Below are 16,356 nucleotides of genomic sequence, written 5' to 3' on the forward strand. Positions count from 1 at the left end.
GCTCCCGGGGTGACAAGATAGGGATGTGCATCGACCATCGACATAGCAAGGCCGCCGGATATCCATGCAGCGAACTGCGGAGATATCCGGCGGCCGACCCGCTTTCAAGCAATGCGGGTACTACACAACGCTATGGCGTTAAAGGCTATATGACGCCGACGACCAGCAGCACGATCACCACGATCACGACGAGTCCGAGACCGCCGGTGGGACCGTAACCCCACGCGCGGCTGTGCGGCCACGTAGGGAGCGCACCGATGAGGAGAAGAATCAGCACCACTAGAAGAATAGTTCCCAACATATGAATGACCTCCGCCTTGGTTGATAGGACCTGCCCTCACGACAGCCACGCAAGGCCCGCATGGCGAGTGTTCCTGCGAAAGGCAGTATCGGTGTCACTGTTGAGCAAACCGCATGCCCAGACGAGAAGTCGAGCCAGAGACGTTTTAAGAACGTCATGCCGCCGTGCGGCGGGTGGCGCCGATACGCGACGCAATCAGATCCGCGATGAAGGCCACAGCCAGCGCAGCCGCGCCGCAAGTGAAGATCAACGCGTAGTCGTTATGTGTATGCGAGAAAAGGTACGAGTACCCATAGCCGCCGAGCGCCTGAAAAAGTGCGAAGGCTGTCGTCGCGCGACTCCATGCGGCGCGATGTTCGGTGTGATCGTGTGGCACGAGTTCATGAATGCGGCCGAGCACGAGCGGCACGATGCCCGGTGTGAAGATGCCGAGAATCACAGTGGACGCAGCCAGCACGAGCGTGCTGCCCGAGAACGCGAGCATGGCGACGGCGGCCGCTTGCAGAAGCAATCCGACGCGATAGGCCTTGCCGAAGCCGATGCGATCGGCCACGTTGCCGCAGATCACCGGTCCGGCGATTGCAGCGAGGCCGTACAGCACCCAGTAGTCCGCGCCGATCGCCGCGCCGCGTCCCAGGCCGCGAGCGATATAGTCGACGAGCAGCACCATCGCCGGGACAAGGCCGAGTGCGTTTGCGGCGTATTGCGCGTACAGCACGCGCAGCGTCAAACCGTGAGGGCGTACCGCGTGCTGCGCACCTGACGGCACGACCGGTGCGGGCGGATTCGTCGAAGGCCAGCCGAACCAGCTCACCGCGGTCAACACCAGCGCCACGACGCCGAGGCCGATCCACGTAGTCTGCAAACCGTAGTGCAGGAGCTTCGGAATCAACGTGCCGGATGCCGCGATACCGAGTCCGAGTCCAAGAAAGATCATGCCGCTTACGAAGCCACGGCGCGGCACGGGAATGTGCGGAAGAATCGACGTCGCCACCAGCACCATGATCGCGCCGCCGGAAATGCCCGATAACAAACGCCACGCGAAAAACCAGCTCACCGAAAGCGGATACGCGCAGGCGAAGAAGGCGACGGTCACGGCCGCCATCAGCATGCGCAACGCGCTACGGTTCGACAGTGCCGATGCGAGCGGACGGCCGATCAACGCGCCGACCAGATAGCCGGCGAAGTTCGCCGCGCCGAGCGTTACCGCTTGCGACGACGTGAACCAGTGCGCCTGGATCAGCGAGGGAATCAACGGCGTGTACGCGAAGCGCGCGAGGCCGATGGCGACGAGACTGCCGCACAGTCCCGCGAGCGTGGCGAAGAGCGCGCGGGCATCGAGTGAGACTGGACTAGCTGACGTTATCGGAGCAGCGGACATGACGGTTCCTTTACCGGTGCGCGCGCTGATGGCGGCGCTGCCGGATGTCGGTGGGAAAGCGAAGGGGGCGCCTTGTGAGGCGCGTGGCTTAAGCGTCGGAAGCGGTCGCCGGTAGGGCGGGCAAACCGAGTAGCAGCAGGACGGGCGCAATCGCGCCGACGAGCAGCGTCTGTTGCGGATTGACCCGCGCGAGAACGCGCACGCCGATCAGCGTGGCCAGCAGATGAGTGGCCGCGTCGTCGGCGGAAACGACAGGGGTGATTTCACCGCTCTCGCTGGCCGCAATCATGCGGCGGTAGAAAAACGCGCGCATTTCAGCGAATTCCGTCGCCACGATTTCACGGAATGTTTCGTCTTCCGATGTGGTTTCGAGCGCCGAGTTCACCAGCATGCAGCCGCGCTGCGCGGGATCGGCGAGCGTTCGCTCGATAACCTCGTGAAAGAACATCGTGATGCCTAGAGCCGGCGATACGGTCCGCTCCAAACGCCTGATCCGTTCGCGCAACGTGTGCTCGAGATAATGCTCGAGCGCGCGCAGATACAGCGTGCGTTTGTCGCCGAACGCGTTGTAGAGACTCGGCTGCGTCAGCCCGGTTGATTTGACCAGGTCGCGCGTGGAGGTCGCCTCGTAGCCCTTCGTCCAGAAAGCCGCGCTGGCGGCTTCCAGCACCTCGTGTTCGTCGAATTGGCGGGGTCTTGCCATGATGAATATCCTTCCAGCGTCACCGACGACTGGTTCTGTATCGGTCGATATAAAAAGCGATTATATATCGACCGATACAGAACGCAAGAAGAAGATTCGAGGATGTACGGCGGCGCGCCTAAAGTACGCTGCGGTGCGGTGGAAGGGCGTCGGCGGGTGGTTGCCCATCCGGCGCGAGTTCGGTTTCCGGATAGCTGATGCGCACCGGCGGCACGAACCAGGCGAGGCACAAACCGATCAACGCTGCAGCGCCGGCTACCAGAATGCCGATGTGAATGGACTGCACCAGTGCTTCGCGCGCGGACCGCATCATGGCGTCGCCTGATTGGCCGGCGCTCACCAGACGATTGATCAGCGCGGCCTGTTCCGCGCGATCCACCAGCAACTCGGGACTGGCGAAGGACTTGAACCACTGCGTCGCCTGATAGGAATCGAGCGAGCGATGCACGCCGCGCGAATAGAGGTGGCCAAGCAACGCACCCGTCATCACCGTGCCGAGCATGCCGCCGAATGTCCGCAGCGATTGAAGCAGCGCGGTGGCCGCGCCGACATGGTCCCGCCCGACGATCTGCTGCGAACAGACGGTCAGGCTGGTTGCCACCAGACCGAGGCCGAGCCCGCTGATGCCCATGCACGAGGCCCACACCAGATGCGGTTCCGTACCTCGCAAGACGACCACGCTCAGACAGGCGAGCGCGGACAGAGCAAAGCCAACATACATGATGCCGTTCGCGCGACGGACTCGTGTCACGATTCGATTGTTGAGCACGCTACCCACGGTCGTGCCGAGCAGCAGCGGCGTGATCAGCATGCCCGAGTCATGCGCGGACATCGCGTAGCCGCCCTGAAACAGCAGCGGCACGTAGAACACGAGAGAAAACAGTGCGAAGCCGCCGAGCACCGACATCGCAAAGAGCGCGGAGAGTTTGCGGTCCGTGAGCATGTCCACCGGCACGATCGGATAGCCGATGCGCCGCTCCCATAGCCAGAGAATCAGCCCACATGTCACCGCTACGACGGTCAGCACGATGGTCGTCGTGTCGATGCCGCGCCGCGGAAGCAGTTCGATCAGCACTTGCACTGAGCCGAACGTGACCGCGAGCACGAACGCGCCGAGCCAGTCGAGCCGCACGGGGCCTTTGCGGCGCAGATGAAGCAGTGGTGGCAGAAAGCGCAGCACGAACAGCAGCGAAACAAGTCCGATTGGCACGTTGACGAAAAACACCAGCCGCCAGTCGCCGTACTGCGTCAACATTCCGCCGAGCGTCGGCCCGACCATATTGGAGAAGCCGAAAGCGGACGTGACGAACACAAGCCAACGCAATCGCAGTTTCGGATTCGGAAACAGATCGGCGACGGTGGCGAACACCGTGCCGATCAGAATGCCGCCGCCAATCCCTTGCAGTCCACGCGAAACCACCAGCAACAGCATGCTGCTGGCAAAGCCGCACAACACGGATGCGCCGGTGAACAACAGGATCGCTGCGATCAGAAACCGCTTGCGGCCGAACAGATCGCCCAACCGCCCGAAAATGGGAATCGTGATGACGGAGGCCAGCATGTACGACGTCGCGACCCACGCGTACAGGTCGAAGCCTTTCAGATCGGCGACGATCCGCGGGAGTGCGGTGCCGACGATGGTTTGATCCAGCGCCACCAGCATCGCGACGAAAGCGATGCCGAGCATCGCAAGCAGCGATTCGCGGAACGGCAGCAGTTGGCCGCTCGGAAGCGGCTCGGTGAACCCGGTGCTCATGGCGTGCTTACTTGTTGCCCGCTGCCATACGTTTGCCGAGAGCAGCGCCCAGGTCTTCGTCGGTCAGGGCCGGGGAGATGTCCATCGTGAGCAGGTCGCCCCAGTCGAGCGCCAGTGCCGCCATCGCGCGGTTGTCGTCAGCCTCGACGATCGCAACGCCGCGCAAGCCGCCGACAGCGTGCCAGCGTCCCAGCAATTTGACTCCGTCCGGCACTTGCCCGCCGGTCTTCATGAAACGTTCGATGACGGAACTCTCCGCGGTCGGCAGACCGTTCCATTGGACGATAAATTTCATTGCGCGCCTCCAATCCGAAATGGCGATGCCGGCTCGTGGCGCGCTGCCATCGTCGCTTATGGGTACGGCGCGTCGCGGATGCGGTGCGTCGTGTTCAGTTCTGCGCCAGCAAGCTGTCCGCATAGTGCGTGCTATTGGCGGACAGCGATCAAAAACCACGTGGCGTCCTAAGCATCATAGGTGAGCGTGGGGCGCGCGGCGTCGCCTCGTGCGGACATTCGCCAGGCTAATTGCACACGTGCGATTTCATTGCGAAGAAGCGAAGAGCGTTGTCGCCAGATGGGAATACTTCGTGGGTCGTTTGCGTTATCTGGTTATGGCGATGCGCTTCTGTCGACAACAAGAGCAAACGGCACGCGTGAGTGACGCGTGCCGTTCTCGTGACTGTGCGACGCTGAAGCGAGGCGCGCTACGGTTTGTGCTGCATGGCCGCTTTGGCAATCGTCTGATGCGCGGCGGGGAAGCCGGGCGGATATTCGACCACGCGTGCCGAAGCCGGCACCAGTGGCACGGCCGCGTTCAGCCGCGCGCCGATACGCGCGCCGCCGACGATGGCCGTCATGGCCTGACGATCGAGTTCCACGCTATCGGTGAGGTCCCTGATGATCAGCTTGGTCATGGTAGCTCCAGGAATGAAATCGAGCGGCGCGCCGGTGCAATGCGCCGGCCGCCGCTCGGGTGTGTCGTGAAATGTGCTGAGGTCTCCTCGCACAATCAGTATAGGAAATCTCGCTGCAACTCGCCGGCCGGCGATGAGCTGCCGGCATTCGTGAGGCCCCCCGGCCCTCGCGATGGCAAGCCGTCACACGTTGGCGTAGTTGGCGCCCCACAGCGACGGGCTGACGTTCAGGTGCAGCGGCATGACGCCCGCGCCGATCACGCCGACGTTGTTGAGTGCGGCGACGTTGACGTACTGCAGCTGGTTGAGGTTCTGGTTGATCGAGACGTTGACGTTGGCAATGCCGCCAAGGCCGGCGACCGAGGGCAGGCCGGGCACGCTGCTGCCGGTGCCGCCGGCCACCGCCGACATGGCGCGGCGGTCGAGCTCGCGGGTGCCGGACAGATCGCGAATCATGAGGGATGACATGGTGCTTCTCCAAAGGTGCGCGGAAGACGGGGGTAACCGTCGGCAGGCGAAGCGCGCCGGCGAGCCGGGCGCTTCGCCGTGCCGCGTATTACACGTGGATGTTGTTGCTCGTCGTGACGTACGGGTTGACCGTCGAGGTGATGCCGGTGGCGAACGCGACGTTGTTGCCGTTGGCGTTCTGCAGGTTCAGCTGGTTGTTGATCAGTTGGGTGGCGTCGACCTTCTTGCTGTCGTTCGGAGCAAAGACGGGGCTGAAGTTGAAGTACGAGGACGACGGATAGTAGCCGGTGCCGCCGCGCACGGCGCTCATGGCGCGGCTGTCGAGTTGTTCGGTGATGGACAGGTCTTTGATCATCAGTGCGTTCATGGTGAGTCTCCAGAAGGTAAAGGTCAGGGTGTTGCGGTCGGGTGCGAGCAACTTGTCTGCTCGGGTATCACTAACGCACAGGCTGTGCCAGTTTTATTCAAGGTTCCTAAGAAAGATGGTGAGGGCTTGTGGCACAAGGGTTTCGTGTCGCCGTACCGGGCGCGCACAAACGCATTGCCGCGTGGAGGCGATGAACGACTGACGGCACGCGCCAGACAGACCATCGCTTGCTGTTGGATATCGCACGACACGGGCAGCGGCGAAGGGACTCGCTCTGACCGGTGCATCAAGCTTGGGAAGATGCAGAAGCTGTTTTGATCTGGAATAGACGAAGCGTGCGCGAGATCCGCAGCAGCACGGCGCGCACGGTTGTGACGTTATCGCTGGCTGGCGTGGATCGCTTCAACGATTGTCCGTTGCTGTCGCGGACCGGATGACGTCGTGCGAGAAATTCGATGGATTGGTTGGCCTGGACGAAGCGATGGCCGAAGAGATGTCGTTCGCGTCGGCGCGTCGAAGTGTGAGCGTCGAGGCCGACGCCGCTTGATATGAGTTGCGACGCAAAGGGCAAGCATCGATAGGAACACGACACGCGGGCATTCATCCCATCAATGAACAGGCCCCCTCCAACGGCAAAGATGTGAAGGGGGCCTGTTTCTAATTGCGGACACCTCGCGCGTCCTATAAGTAAGGTCCTTTAATACGCCCTTCGAAGATGGCGGTGTTGATTCCGAAGTCGTCGACCTGGCCGAGAGGGCCACGGTCGACGGTGACAATGACGGAACGGCCGCCCCGCAGAGCCTTCATCTGCGCAGCGGTGAGTGTCGTTTCGTCGTGTGGGCGATCTGCGGAACGTGGCAGATCCTTGATGATGATGGTGGATTTCATGGCACTACTCCTGAAGGTGGATGAGAGAGCACGGTTCGGTGCTCAACCATGGTTCTGCAAGGGGCATGCCAATTTATGAGCAATGAACGAGGAACAGAATGCGAGGCGGCAACGCAAGACCAGCAGGCAATAGACGATATGCGATCTTCGACTATGGCGTTCAGTGAGCTTGAAATTCGATGGAACTGTTCGGCGAGTTCCCACCAATCGATGGTGGAATGTCGGCTTATGGCGCTCTGTCGACAACAAAAACAAACGGCACGCGTGAGTGACGCGTGCCGTTCTCGTGACTGTGCGACGCCGAAGCGAGGCGCGCTACGGTTTGCGCTGCATGGCCGCTTTGGCAATCGTCTGATGCGCGGCGGGGAAGCCGGGCGGATATTCGACCACGCGTGCCGAAGCCGGCACCAGCGGCACGGCCGCGTTCAGCCGCGCGCCGATACGCGCGCCGCCGACGATGGCCGTCATGGCCTGGCGATCGAGTTCGACGCTATCGGTGAGGTCCCTGATGATCAGCTTGGTCATGGCGGCTCCAGGAATGAAATCGAGCGGCGCGCCGGTGCAATGCGCCGGCCGCCGCTCGGGTGTGTCGTGAAATGTGCTGAGGTCTCCCCGCACAATCAGTATAGGAAATCTCGCTGCAACTCGCCGGCCGGCGATGACATGCCGGCATTCGTGAGGCCCCCCGGCCCTCGCGATGGCAAGCCGTCACACGTTGGCGTAGTTGGCGCCCCACAGCGACGGGCTGACGTTCAGGTGCAGCGGCATGACGCCCGCGCCGATCACGCCGACGTTGTTGAGTGCGGCGACGTTGACGTACTGCAGCTGGTTGAGGTTCTGGTTGATCGAGACGTTGACGTTGGCAATGCCGCCAAGGCCGGCGACCGAGGGCAGGCCGGGCACGCTGCTGCCGGTGCCGCCGGCCACCGCCGACATGGCGCGGCGGTCGAGCTCGCGGGTGCCGGACAGATCGCGAATCATGAGGGATGACATGGTGCTTCTCCAAAGGTGCGCGGAACACGGGGGTAACCGTCGGCAGGCGAAGCGCGCCGGCGAGCCGGGCGCTTCGCCGTGCCGCGTATTACACGTGGATGTTGTTGCTCGTCGTGACGTACGGGTTGACCGTCGAGGTGATGCCGGTGGCGAACGCGACGTTGTTGCCATTGGCGTTCTGCAGGTTCAGCTGGTTGTTGATCAGTTGCGTGGCGTCGACCTTCTTGCTGTCGTTCGGAGCAAAGACGGGGCTGAAGTTGTAGAACGACGAGGACGGATAGTAGCCGGTGCCGCCGCGCACGGCGCTCATGGCGCGGCTGTCGAGTTGTTCGGTGATGGACAGGTCTTTGATCATCAGTGCGTTCATGGTGAGTCTCCAGAAGGTAAAGGTCAGGGTGTTGCGGTCGGGTGCGAGCAACTTGTCTGCTCGGGTATCACTAATGCACAGGCTGTGCCAGTTTTATTCAAGGTTCCTAAGAAAGTGGGCAAAGGCTTGCTGCGCAAGGGTTTTGTGTCGCCGTGCGGGCGGCGCACAAACGCATTGCCGCGAGGAAGCAGTGAACGACTGACGGCACGCGCCAGACAGACCACCGCATGCTGTTGGCTAACGCACAACATGGGCTCGCGGCCAAAGCAGCGGGGCAATCCTGGTTTGCGAAAGGACGGAGCGGGAGCTAGTATCGAAGCGGCACATGTAACTGGTTACGAAAGGTTCTCTATCAGCCCGACAGGCTTGGGTCGTACTGGACCCGGCCCGACGGCAGCGGCGGCGCTTCGCACATATGGCTAGCCTTGCGCGTGTGATTCACGACTTTCAGAACGGCGAGCTGTCCCGTGACGAGTTCGTGGCTCAACTCGACAGCACGCTGACGACCGAAGGGCTCGGCCCCACGCAGCTGCTGGACATGCTTGGCGCGGCACATCGCAAGGCGCCGCTCCCCGACGATCTTTACGTGGAAGTGCGGCGGCGCATCGAGCAGTTGCGCGTCTCGAATGTGGCGGCGGGCGGCGACGAAACCGGCATCCAGACCACCGTCGAGATTCCGTCGATACGATCAGCAAGCGCGGGCAGCGCAGCCAACGCAGCGGGCGCAGGCAGTGCCACGGGCCACGACCAGATCAAAGGCACCGGCGACACGCTCAACAACCGCTTCGTGCTCGAGGAATGCCTGGGTGTCGGCGGCATGGGCACGGTGTACAAGGCGCTCGATCTGCGCAAGCTCGAGGCTTCGGATCGCAAACCGTATCTCGCGATCAAGGTGCTCAACGTCCAGTTTCGCGGCAACCCGAATTCACTCGTCGCGTTGCAGCGCGAGGCGCGCAAGGCGCAGGTGCTCGCGCATCGCAACATCATCACGGTGTACGACTTCGACCGCGACGGGCCGATCGTCTATCTGACGATGGAGTATCTGTCCGGTAAACCGCTCAGCCAGTTGCTGCGCACGCCGGGCTATCAGGGCATGCCGGTGCGCGCGGCGCTGCCGATCGTGCGCGGCATGTGCAGCGCGCTCGCATATGCGCACGAACGCGGTTTCGTGCATTGCGACTTCAAACCCGCCAACGTGTTTCTCACGACGAACGCCGAAGTGAAAGTAATCGACTTCGGCATTGCCCGCGTGTTCCAGCGTCCAGAAGAAGAGAGCGATGCGACCGTTTTCGATCCGGGCAGCCTCGGCGCGTTGACGCCCGCGTATGCCAGTCCGGAAATGATCGAGCACCGCGAGCCGGATCCGCGCGATGACATTTACGCGCTCGGCTGCATCACGTATGAGTTGCTGACCGGACACCATCCGTTCGACCGCTTGTCTGCGACGCAAGCCCGCAACTCCGATTTCAAACCGCAGCGGCCGGCCAATCTCGACTCAAAACAATGGCGCGCGCTGCGTTCCGCGCTGTCGTTCGATCGCAATACGCGCATGCCGAGCGTGGTGCGCTTCATCGCGGAGTTCGATAACGAAGCGCGCGCGGAGAAGTCGGGCACGCTGGCGAAGGTGGGGCTCGCGAGTTTCGCGGTGGTTTGCGCCGCGGCGGTCGGCGTGTTCGCGTTCCGCTCGGGGGCGAACCGGCATAACGCACCACAGACGCAGGCAGGCGCATCGCAGGCTTTAACCGGGCAGGCGGCTTCGTCGATTTCGGAAGGGACGGTGACCGCACCGCCTGCGGCACCGCCGGCAAGTCCGGTCGCGGCAGTGCCCGCCACGCCATCGGCGGCGCCCGCAGCGAAGCCCGCGCCGAAGCCGGCACTCACTCTCGCCGCCGTCACACCGGCGCTGACGCAAGTGCCTTGTTCGGCGCTATCCGCCTCAGTGCAGGATCACTCGCTGACGGTGCGGGGCTACGTCTCGCAACGCTATGGCGCGGCGCATCTGAAGGACACGCTGGCGGCGTTGCCGGGTGTCGATACGCTGTCGCTCCAGGTCGAGCCGCTCGCCGACGACAAATGCGACACCATCAAGGCGTTCGCGCCCTACTGGATTCACAACATGCAGGCCGGCCACGTTGCGGCCTTGCATGTGCGGCCGCCAGGCGGTCAGTTGAGCGACGGGGACCCGCTGGTGGTCGACGTCACTACGCCGGGCTACGACTCGTATGTGAACCTCGACTATTACCAGCTCGACGGCAGCGTCGTGCACATGGTGCCGAGCCCGCGCGCAAAGGACAATCAGGCGCCGCCGCACTACGCCGCCACGATCGGCAGCGCCGGTGACTGGATCATTTCGAAGCCGTTCGGATCGGAGATGGTGGTGCTGCTGATCACGCCGGCGCCGCTATTCGACAAGCCGCGCCCGGAGAGCGAATCGCGCGCCGATTATCTGCATGCGCTCGATGCACGGCTCGCGCAGATCGGCGGCAAATACGGCCGCGATCATATCGTCGCCGATTTCGCGCCGATCACGACAAAGCCGCGCTCGCCCTGAGCGAAGCGGGAGCGCGGTCTCGTCGTGGTCCGCTGGGCGTTCGATCGAGGCTCGAAGAACGCGGCCTGTGGCAGGTCACTTCAGATCTTTGACGACCCGGAAGCCATCCTGCGATTGACGCACGCCCGCGCTGTACTTGAAACGTGTCGCGCTGAGCATGTAGCCGCCGCCTTCACGCCACGAGCCGCCACGAATCACGCGCATGTCGCAGCCGGGGGTGTCCCATGCATGACCATCGGCGGGCGCGCCCTGGTAGGTGTTGTGCCAGCAGTCGGCGGTCCATTCCCAGACGCTGCCGTTCATGTCGTACAGGCCGAGCGGATTCGGTGCGAACGAACCCGCGGCCTCGGGTCCTTCCTTGTGCCACGGGTCGCCGCAGTCCTTGCAATTGGCGTTGCCCTTGCGCATCTGGTCGCCCCACCAGTAGGCGGTGGTGGTGCCGCCGCGATCCGCGTATTCCCATTCCGCTTCGGTGGGCAGACGGTACGGTTTGCCGGTGGTCTTGCTCAGCCATTTCACGTATTGCTGCGCGTCGTCCCAACTGAGGTCGCGCGCCGGCGCGGCTTTGTTGGTGTTGCTCTCCGGCGTGAGCTTCTGGCACGCATTGGCGGCGACGCACGCGTTCCACTGGTCGACGGTTACCTCGTACTTGCCGATCGCGAACGGCGCAGCGATGGTCACGTGATGAACGGGCTTTTCAGACGGGTCGTCGGTACTGCTGCCCATCGAGAATGAACCGGCGGGCACGACGATCATGATCGGACAGGTCGCGCAATCGCGGCTTTCGCCGGCAACCGGTGCATGTGTGACGGGCTTTTGCGCGACCGCTGCCGCGGGTGGCGCAGCGGGCGGGGCGGCACTCGGAGCGGGCTTGGGCGGCGGGGCGCTGGCCGGCGGCGTTGGCCGCGCGACCTGCGGCGCGGGCGCTGCTGAAGGCGCGGCAGGCGTGGCTGCGGACGGCGCATTCGACGTCGCCGCAGCACGCAAGCGGTCGATGCGCGCATGAGCGAGCGTGGCGAAGCGGCCGTTCGGATAGGCCTTCAAATACGCCTCGTAGTCGCCCGGATAGTTGCTGTCCTTGATCGAATTCCAGAACGTGATTTCGTATTGTTCGCTGCTGTCTTTCGGCAGGATGCCTCTGCTGTGCAGCGTGACGATGGGATTGTCCCGCGCTGTCGATGCGGCATCGGCCGTCAGCAAGGGCCGAGGAGGTGAAGCGGCAACCCACGGCGTTTGCTCGCCGCCGGTGGCGTCGTGAACCTGCGCCGCGACGCGTTGCAAAAGGTCCGCCAGCGTTAGCGACGCAGCGCTGTCGAGCGCATGCAGCCATGCATTCGTATAGACACCGTGCCGCGTGCCGTCCGCCGCGAAACCGCCGGGCGCGGTTGCGTAGGCAACCACTGTATTGCGGGGAAGCGCGGATGTATCGTCTGTCGAGGTCGCCGAGAACGGATCGTTCAGGCACGTATCGAGGATCACGAGATTGAGCCGGCCGTCACGCGGCCCGCGCATCGCCTGCAATACGGTGTGCAGATCGACACCGTTGCGCACGACCGCAGCGGGCGAGCGGGCATCGAGTCCCGCGGGAATGAGCAGTGTTTGCGGGCCTATCCGCATGCCGTGTCCGGCGAAATAGAACAGACCGACACCGCCCGCCCCCAAGCGCTGATGAAATTCGCCGATGGCCTCGCGCATTTGCTGCGGCGTCGCATTCGTGCGCATGATGACGTCGAAGCCGAGCGTCTGGAGCTTGTCGCGCATGGCTATAGCGTCGCGTGGCGCGTTTTCCCGTAGCGCCTCCACCCGCGGGCCATCGCGACCCGCATCGCCCACACCGTCCGCACCATACGCGCCGTTACCGATCACAAGCGCGATCCGTGGAGAAAGCGCATTGCTTCGTTGTGGCGTGAACGGAGCAACCAACGTGAGCGGCAAACTCACCGAACCCGCATTCGCACCCTGCTCGGGGCCCTCACGTTGCGGCGCCGCAAAAGCATCGCCCCAATGCGCCTGCATTGCCCCGGCCATGCACACCAGCATGAATATTCGCCACATCTTCACATCCTGTTTGTTCCGGACAGAACATAGGCAATCGAGGACCGCACAACTCGCACCCGCCGCCGGAGTGAATCGCGCGAACCATCGACGCCGCTATCGACCATCCATCTGCAACCTCTTAATAACGATAGCACGCGCTTTGCGCGCCACAACTGTCCGCGTGCCCCGAATGCGTCATACGGTTAACGAGTGTGGCGTATCTTTTTGGCAAGTTACGTCCTAAGCTAATTTCACAAAGTAGGGCGGCAAGCTCGTTTTAACCAGGTGGCCGTCCAATCTCGCGTACACCCGCGACATCCAGCCGGAACGCCCCTGGCCGTGACCACTCTTCGGGAGAGTGCGCTATGCGAAGAACCGTTACCCCCGTTGTTCTCGACGCGCGTCATGGATCGCATGCGCGGCGCGAGGTATTGCGCCGGACGTTGCGCGCGACGCTCCTCCTCATGTTCGGCAACATGGTGCCGAGCGTCTTCGCGGCGGCCGAGCAAACAGCGTCGCCGCCGGGCGCCGAGGAATACATCATCTGGCCGTCTGACGGCACGGTGATTCACGGCGGCAAGTTGTGGGTGCGCATGGGACTGCGGAACATGGGTGTGTGCCCGAAGGGTGTCGTGTTCCCGAACACCGGCCATCACCATTTGCTGATCGACACCGACCTGCCACCGCTCGATCAGGAGATCCCGTCGGATCGCAATCACCTGCACTTCGGTGCGGGTGAGACGGACGCGCGTATCGAGTTGCCGCCGGGCAAGCACACGTTGCAGCTCATTCTCGGCGACCACAACCACGTGCCGCATGTGCCGCCTGTGTATTCGAAAAAAATCACCATCACCGTGCTAAAAGACTAGCGCGATCCGTTCGTTCAAAGCGAATCCGTCAGGACGGAGAGACCTTCATGTACAAGATCATCGCGGTCGCGACGCTCGCCATGTCGGCGGCATTGGCTTCGCCGAATGCCGCCATTGCAGGTACGACGCCGGCGCCGGCCGGCGCCCATGCGTATATCGGCTATCCCAACGACGGCCAGGTGGTGCCCGCCAACAAACCGTTCAAGGTGTGGTTCGGCCTGCGCTACATGGGCGTGGCGCCCAAAGGCGTCAAGTATCCGAATACCGGCCACCATCATCTGCTGATCGACACGGACTTGCCGCCGATGGATCAGGAGATCCCATCGGATCGCAATCATCTGCACTTCGGTGCGGGTGAAACGGAGACAATGATTCAACTTCCGCCCGGCAAGCACACGCTGCAGTTGCTAATGGGCGACGATATGCATGTGCCGCACAATCCACCTGTGTATTCGAAGAAGATCACCGTCATTGCGCGGTGACGCCCGCTCGTGCATGGCGCGGCGTGACGCGGCGCGCGGACTAGCGCCTCAGTGTCACGCCGCAACCAACAATTTCGCGCGGGTTGTCGGCCACGATCCACCATCCTGTGCGCGCCGTTTCGCCGCTCCATCTCACGTTCGCCTTCACGCCCGCGCCACAACCCTTTATCTACGGCACTCCCGCACATTTCTTAGGATAGGAAATCAATCCTGGCACAGCCCATGCATTAGTGACACTCGAGCAGACAAGTTGCTCGAACCCAACCGCAAACTGTGCTGTATTCCCTTCCAGGAGATTTACCATGAACACGCTGATGATCAAAGACCTGTCCATCACCGAACAACTCGACAGCAAGGCCATGAGCGCCGTGCGCGGCGGTACCGGATACTATCCGTCCTCGTCGTACTTCAACTTCATGCCGGTGTATGCGCCGAACAACAGCAAAACCGTCGACGCCACCCAACTGATCAACACGACGATGAACATCCAGAACGCCAACGGCAACAATGCAGCGTTCGTCGCCGGCATCTCGAGCACGATCGATCCGCACGTGACCGCCAGCAACAACATCAACGTGCACTAAACGGCGCAGGCCGCCGCGGAGGCGCCACAGCCTCCGCGGACTCTTACCGGCCGCTCCTCAAAAAGATTTCGCAGCCAATCGTTCTTTTCACGCCACCCCCGTTTCACCGCCCGATTCCCGCGCCGATCTTCCCGCATCGCTTCGATGGTGAAGCTGCGCAGGAGATGCTTTACTTAAAGGGCGCGTGCATCTCGTGCAACGAAGTGGGCGTCATCGGAGACCATCGTGTCAGCGTTGCTTTCATCAGCTCGTCAGCGCTTTTTCCGCGGGACATCCGCACTGCGCAACGTTTGCGCGGCGACGGTATGCGCGCTCTCGCTGTCGGCCTGTGTCGATGTCAGCATGCCCGACTACAAGCGTCCCGACACGCCCGCCAAAGCTTCGTGGTCGGATCAGAAAGGCTCGCCCGTCTCGGCCGCCGCGACGATCGAACCCGACTGGTGGAAAGGCTTCCACGACCCCTATCTCGACACGCTGATCGCAAAGGCGATTGCCGGCAACTTCGATATCAAGGTGCTGGCCGCGCGTATCGACGTGGCCGGCACGCAGATCGGCGAAGCCAAGGCGGGCGCCTTGCCGACGATGGATCTCGGCGCCGGCGCCGATTTTGAAAAGACCACGCATCAAACGTTCTCCAAGCAGTACAACCTCGCGACGCAGGTGAACTGGGACATCGATATCTGGGGCAAAGTCGAAAAAGGCGTGCAGGCGCAGAAGGCGGAATTCCACGCCAGCGAGGCCGACTGGCGCGCGGGTTATCTGGAACTCGTATCGAACGTGTCCAGCACGTACTTCCAGATCCTGCAATTCGACGACCAGATCGAACAGCAACAGAAGACGCTCGAAACGAACCGGCAGATCCTCGCGATTTACGATGGCCAGCGCCGCAATGGGCTCGTGCCGCAAACCCAGGTGTTGCGCCAGCAGGCGGAGATCAACCGACTGACCAACCAGTTGCTCGACCTGCGCCGTTCGCGCGCGCTGGCCAACAACGCGCTCTGCACGCTGATCGGCGTGCCGGCCGGCGAATTCCAGATGCCCAAGGGGCATTTGCAGCAGCGCGTACAACTGCCGCCCGTGCCGGACGGCTTGCCCGCACAACTGCTCGCGCGCCGTCCCGACGTGGTGGCCGCCGAGTTCAGAGTGCTGGAAGCGTACGACCTCGTCGGCCAGGCCAAGCTCGCACAACTGCCGACCATCAGCCTGACCGGGCACGGCGGCACCGCGAGTTTCGCGCTGACCGATCTGCTGAAATCGTTCACGTACGGCTTCATGCCCAGCATCAACATTCCGCTGCTCGATCCCGGCGTGCGGGCGCATGTGAAGGTTACGCAAGCGCAATCGACGGTGGCGGAACAGCAGTATCGCGTGGCGGTGATGGGCGCGTTCGAGGAAGTGGAAAACGCGCTGGTCAACGTGAATTCGCACAAGGAACAGCGCGTGGAGTTGCAGCAGGAGGTGTCGCGGCTGCAGATCGTCGCGGACCAGATCCAGTCGCAATTGCGCCTCGGCGTGGTGTCGCAACTGGAAGTATTCGAAACCGAACGGACCTTGCTGGAGGCGCAGCAGGAACTGCTCGCCAACCATCAGCAGATTCTGTCCGACACGGTGCTGCTTTATAAAGCGCTGGGCGGCGGCTGGCCGAGCGTCGACGTACAGGCACAAGTAAAGGAACACTGAGCTAATCCGCAATGT

18 protein-coding genes and 1 pseudogene are annotated in these 16,356 nt (G+C 62.7%); 5 read left to right on the forward strand and 14 right to left on the reverse strand.

The genetic code is table 11. The features are described 5' to 3' along the window. Nucleotides 1-145 precede the first annotated feature (145 nt). The 12 genes from PQR54_RS14930 to PQR54_RS14985 all read right to left on the reverse strand — a co-directional run bounded on the left by PQR54_RS14930 (nt 146) and on the right by PQR54_RS14985 (nt 8,138). Nucleotides 146-301: a DUF3309 family protein gene (locus PQR54_RS14930; protein WP_012429014.1), complete on the reverse strand. Its 156-nt coding sequence runs from the start codon at nt 299-301 to the stop codon at nt 146-148. Nucleotides 302-455: 154 nt separating this feature from the next. After that, entirely contained in the window at nt 456-1,682 is a 1,227-nt protein-coding gene (locus PQR54_RS14935) for a YbfB/YjiJ family MFS transporter (RefSeq protein ID WP_408246851.1), read from the reverse strand. Nucleotides 1,683-1,770: 88 nt separating this feature from the next. Beyond that, nucleotides 1,771-2,385 (reverse strand): TetR/AcrR family transcriptional regulator, encoded by a 615-nt coding sequence (locus tag PQR54_RS14940; RefSeq protein WP_408246853.1) that lies wholly within the window; start codon nt 2,383-2,385, stop codon nt 1,771-1,773. A gap of 118 nt (nt 2,386-2,503) precedes the next feature. Continuing rightward, on the reverse strand, nt 2,504-4,141 hold the full coding sequence (locus PQR54_RS14945; RefSeq protein WP_408246855.1) for an MFS transporter: 1,638 nt from the start codon (nt 4,139-4,141) through the stop codon (nt 2,504-2,506). 7 nt (nt 4,142-4,148) lie between these two features. Next, complete coding sequence (locus tag PQR54_RS14950) at nt 4,149-4,436, reverse strand: DUF3303 domain-containing protein (protein ID WP_408246856.1); 288 nt, start codon at nt 4,434-4,436, stop codon at nt 4,149-4,151. A 409-nt stretch (nt 4,437-4,845) separates the two neighbouring features. Next, the gene (locus PQR54_RS14955) at nt 4,846-5,055 is read right to left on the reverse strand and encodes a hypothetical protein (protein WP_408246858.1); all 210 of its coding nucleotides are present in this window, start codon (nt 5,053-5,055) and stop codon (nt 4,846-4,848) included. A gap of 183 nt (nt 5,056-5,238) precedes the next feature. After that, nucleotides 5,239-5,523, reverse strand: coding sequence for a hypothetical protein (locus PQR54_RS14960; protein ID WP_408246861.1), 285 nt, complete (start codon nt 5,521-5,523; stop codon nt 5,239-5,241). 88 nt (nt 5,524-5,611) lie between these two features. Next, nucleotides 5,612-5,890, reverse strand: a complete 279-nt coding sequence (locus PQR54_RS14965; protein ID WP_408246863.1) for a hypothetical protein — start codon at nt 5,888-5,890, stop codon at nt 5,612-5,614. Nucleotides 5,891-6,571: 681 nt separating this feature from the next. Next, complete coding sequence (locus tag PQR54_RS14970) at nt 6,572-6,778, reverse strand: hypothetical protein (RefSeq protein WP_408246865.1); 207 nt, start codon at nt 6,776-6,778, stop codon at nt 6,572-6,574. Between the two features lie 315 nt (nt 6,779-7,093). Then, a complete protein-coding gene (locus PQR54_RS14975) occupies nt 7,094-7,303 on the reverse strand; it encodes a hypothetical protein (RefSeq protein ID WP_012429019.1) in 210 nt (69 codons plus the stop codon). 183 nt (nt 7,304-7,486) lie between these two features. Continuing rightward, complete coding sequence (locus PQR54_RS14980; RefSeq protein WP_408246861.1) at nt 7,487-7,771, reverse strand: hypothetical protein; 285 nt, start codon at nt 7,769-7,771, stop codon at nt 7,487-7,489. A gap of 88 nt (nt 7,772-7,859) precedes the next feature. Beyond that, nucleotides 7,860-8,138: a hypothetical protein gene (locus tag PQR54_RS14985; RefSeq protein ID WP_408246867.1), complete on the reverse strand. Its 279-nt coding sequence runs from the start codon at nt 8,136-8,138 to the stop codon at nt 7,860-7,862. Nucleotides 8,139-8,553: 415 nt separating this feature from the next. Between PQR54_RS14985 and PQR54_RS14990 the strand changes: the two genes are divergently transcribed. Further along, a complete protein-coding gene (locus tag PQR54_RS14990; protein ID WP_408246869.1) occupies nt 8,554-10,689 on the forward strand; it encodes a serine/threonine protein kinase in 2,136 nt (711 codons plus the stop codon). Nucleotides 10,690-10,764: 75 nt separating this feature from the next. Here the strand turns inward: PQR54_RS14990 and PQR54_RS38960 are convergent, their stop codons facing one another. Both PQR54_RS38960 and PQR54_RS15000 read right to left on the reverse strand, forming a co-directional pair. Beyond that, entirely contained in the window at nt 10,765-11,889 is a 1,125-nt protein-coding gene (locus tag PQR54_RS38960; RefSeq protein ID WP_494478642.1) for an SUMF1/EgtB/PvdO family nonheme iron enzyme, read from the reverse strand. A gap of 15 nt (nt 11,890-11,904) precedes the next feature. After that, nucleotides 11,905-12,744, reverse strand: a pseudogene (locus PQR54_RS15000) (caspase family protein); the annotation flags it as partial. A gap of 347 nt (nt 12,745-13,091) precedes the next feature. Here PQR54_RS15000 and PQR54_RS15005 point away from each other — a divergent pair. The 4 genes from PQR54_RS15005 (at nt 13,092) to PQR54_RS15020 (ending at nt 16,341) form a co-directional block, all read left to right on the forward strand. After that, nucleotides 13,092-13,595, forward strand: a complete 504-nt coding sequence (locus PQR54_RS15005) for a DUF4399 domain-containing protein (protein ID WP_408246871.1) — start codon at nt 13,092-13,094, stop codon at nt 13,593-13,595. Between the two features lie 47 nt (nt 13,596-13,642). Beyond that, nucleotides 13,643-14,077: a DUF4399 domain-containing protein gene (locus PQR54_RS15010; RefSeq protein WP_408246873.1), complete on the forward strand. Its 435-nt coding sequence runs from the start codon at nt 13,643-13,645 to the stop codon at nt 14,075-14,077. Nucleotides 14,078-14,379: 302 nt separating this feature from the next. Beyond that, nucleotides 14,380-14,661: a hypothetical protein gene (locus PQR54_RS15015; protein WP_116146342.1), complete on the forward strand. Its 282-nt coding sequence runs from the start codon at nt 14,380-14,382 to the stop codon at nt 14,659-14,661. Between the two features lie 225 nt (nt 14,662-14,886). Next, nucleotides 14,887-16,341 (forward strand): efflux transporter outer membrane subunit, encoded by a 1,455-nt coding sequence (locus tag PQR54_RS15020; RefSeq protein ID WP_408246875.1) that lies wholly within the window; start codon nt 14,887-14,889, stop codon nt 16,339-16,341. Nucleotides 16,342-16,356: the final 15 nt, after the last annotated feature.

Origin of the sequence: Paraburkholderia phytofirmans (assembly GCF_046028095.1) — a bacterium.
Classification (GTDB): domain Bacteria; phylum Pseudomonadota; class Gammaproteobacteria; order Burkholderiales; family Burkholderiaceae; genus Paraburkholderia; species Paraburkholderia phytofirmans_A.

Coding starts and splice junctions, on each gene's coding strand:
- PQR54_RS14930 (WP_012429014.1), bottom strand. CDS start 301: ATGTTGGGAACTATTCTTCTAGTGGTGCTGATTCTTCTCCTCATCGGT.
- PQR54_RS14935 (WP_408246851.1), bottom strand. CDS start 1,682: ATGTCCGCTGCTCCGATAACGTCAGCTAGTCCAGTCTCACTCGATGCC.
- PQR54_RS14940 (WP_408246853.1), bottom strand. CDS start 2,385: ATGGCAAGACCCCGCCAATTCGACGAACACGAGGTGCTGGAAGCCGCC.
- PQR54_RS14945 (WP_408246855.1), bottom strand. CDS start 4,141: ATGAGCACCGGGTTCACCGAGCCGCTTCCGAGCGGCCAACTGCTGCCG.
- PQR54_RS14950 (WP_408246856.1), bottom strand. CDS start 4,436: ATGAAATTTATCGTCCAATGGAACGGTCTGCCGACCGCGGAGAGTTCC.
- PQR54_RS14955 (WP_408246858.1), bottom strand. CDS start 5,055: ATGACCAAGCTGATCATCAGGGACCTCACCGATAGCGTGGAACTCGAT.
- PQR54_RS14960 (WP_408246861.1), bottom strand. CDS start 5,523: ATGTCATCCCTCATGATTCGCGATCTGTCCGGCACCCGCGAGCTCGAC.
- PQR54_RS14965 (WP_408246863.1), bottom strand. CDS start 5,890: ATGAACGCACTGATGATCAAAGACCTGTCCATCACCGAACAACTCGAC.
- PQR54_RS14970 (WP_408246865.1), bottom strand. CDS start 6,778: ATGAAATCCACCATCATCATCAAGGATCTGCCACGTTCCGCAGATCGC.
- PQR54_RS14975 (WP_012429019.1), bottom strand. CDS start 7,303: ATGACCAAGCTGATCATCAGGGACCTCACCGATAGCGTCGAACTCGAT.
- PQR54_RS14980 (WP_408246861.1), bottom strand. CDS start 7,771: ATGTCATCCCTCATGATTCGCGATCTGTCCGGCACCCGCGAGCTCGAC.
- PQR54_RS14985 (WP_408246867.1), bottom strand. CDS start 8,138: ATGAACGCACTGATGATCAAAGACCTGTCCATCACCGAACAACTCGAC.
- PQR54_RS14990 (WP_408246869.1), top strand. CDS start 8,554: ATGGCTAGCCTTGCGCGTGTGATTCACGACTTTCAGAACGGCGAGCTG.
- PQR54_RS15005 (WP_408246871.1), top strand. CDS start 13,092: ATGCGAAGAACCGTTACCCCCGTTGTTCTCGACGCGCGTCATGGATCG.
- PQR54_RS15010 (WP_408246873.1), top strand. CDS start 13,643: ATGTACAAGATCATCGCGGTCGCGACGCTCGCCATGTCGGCGGCATTG.
- PQR54_RS15015 (WP_116146342.1), top strand. CDS start 14,380: ATGAACACGCTGATGATCAAAGACCTGTCCATCACCGAACAACTCGAC.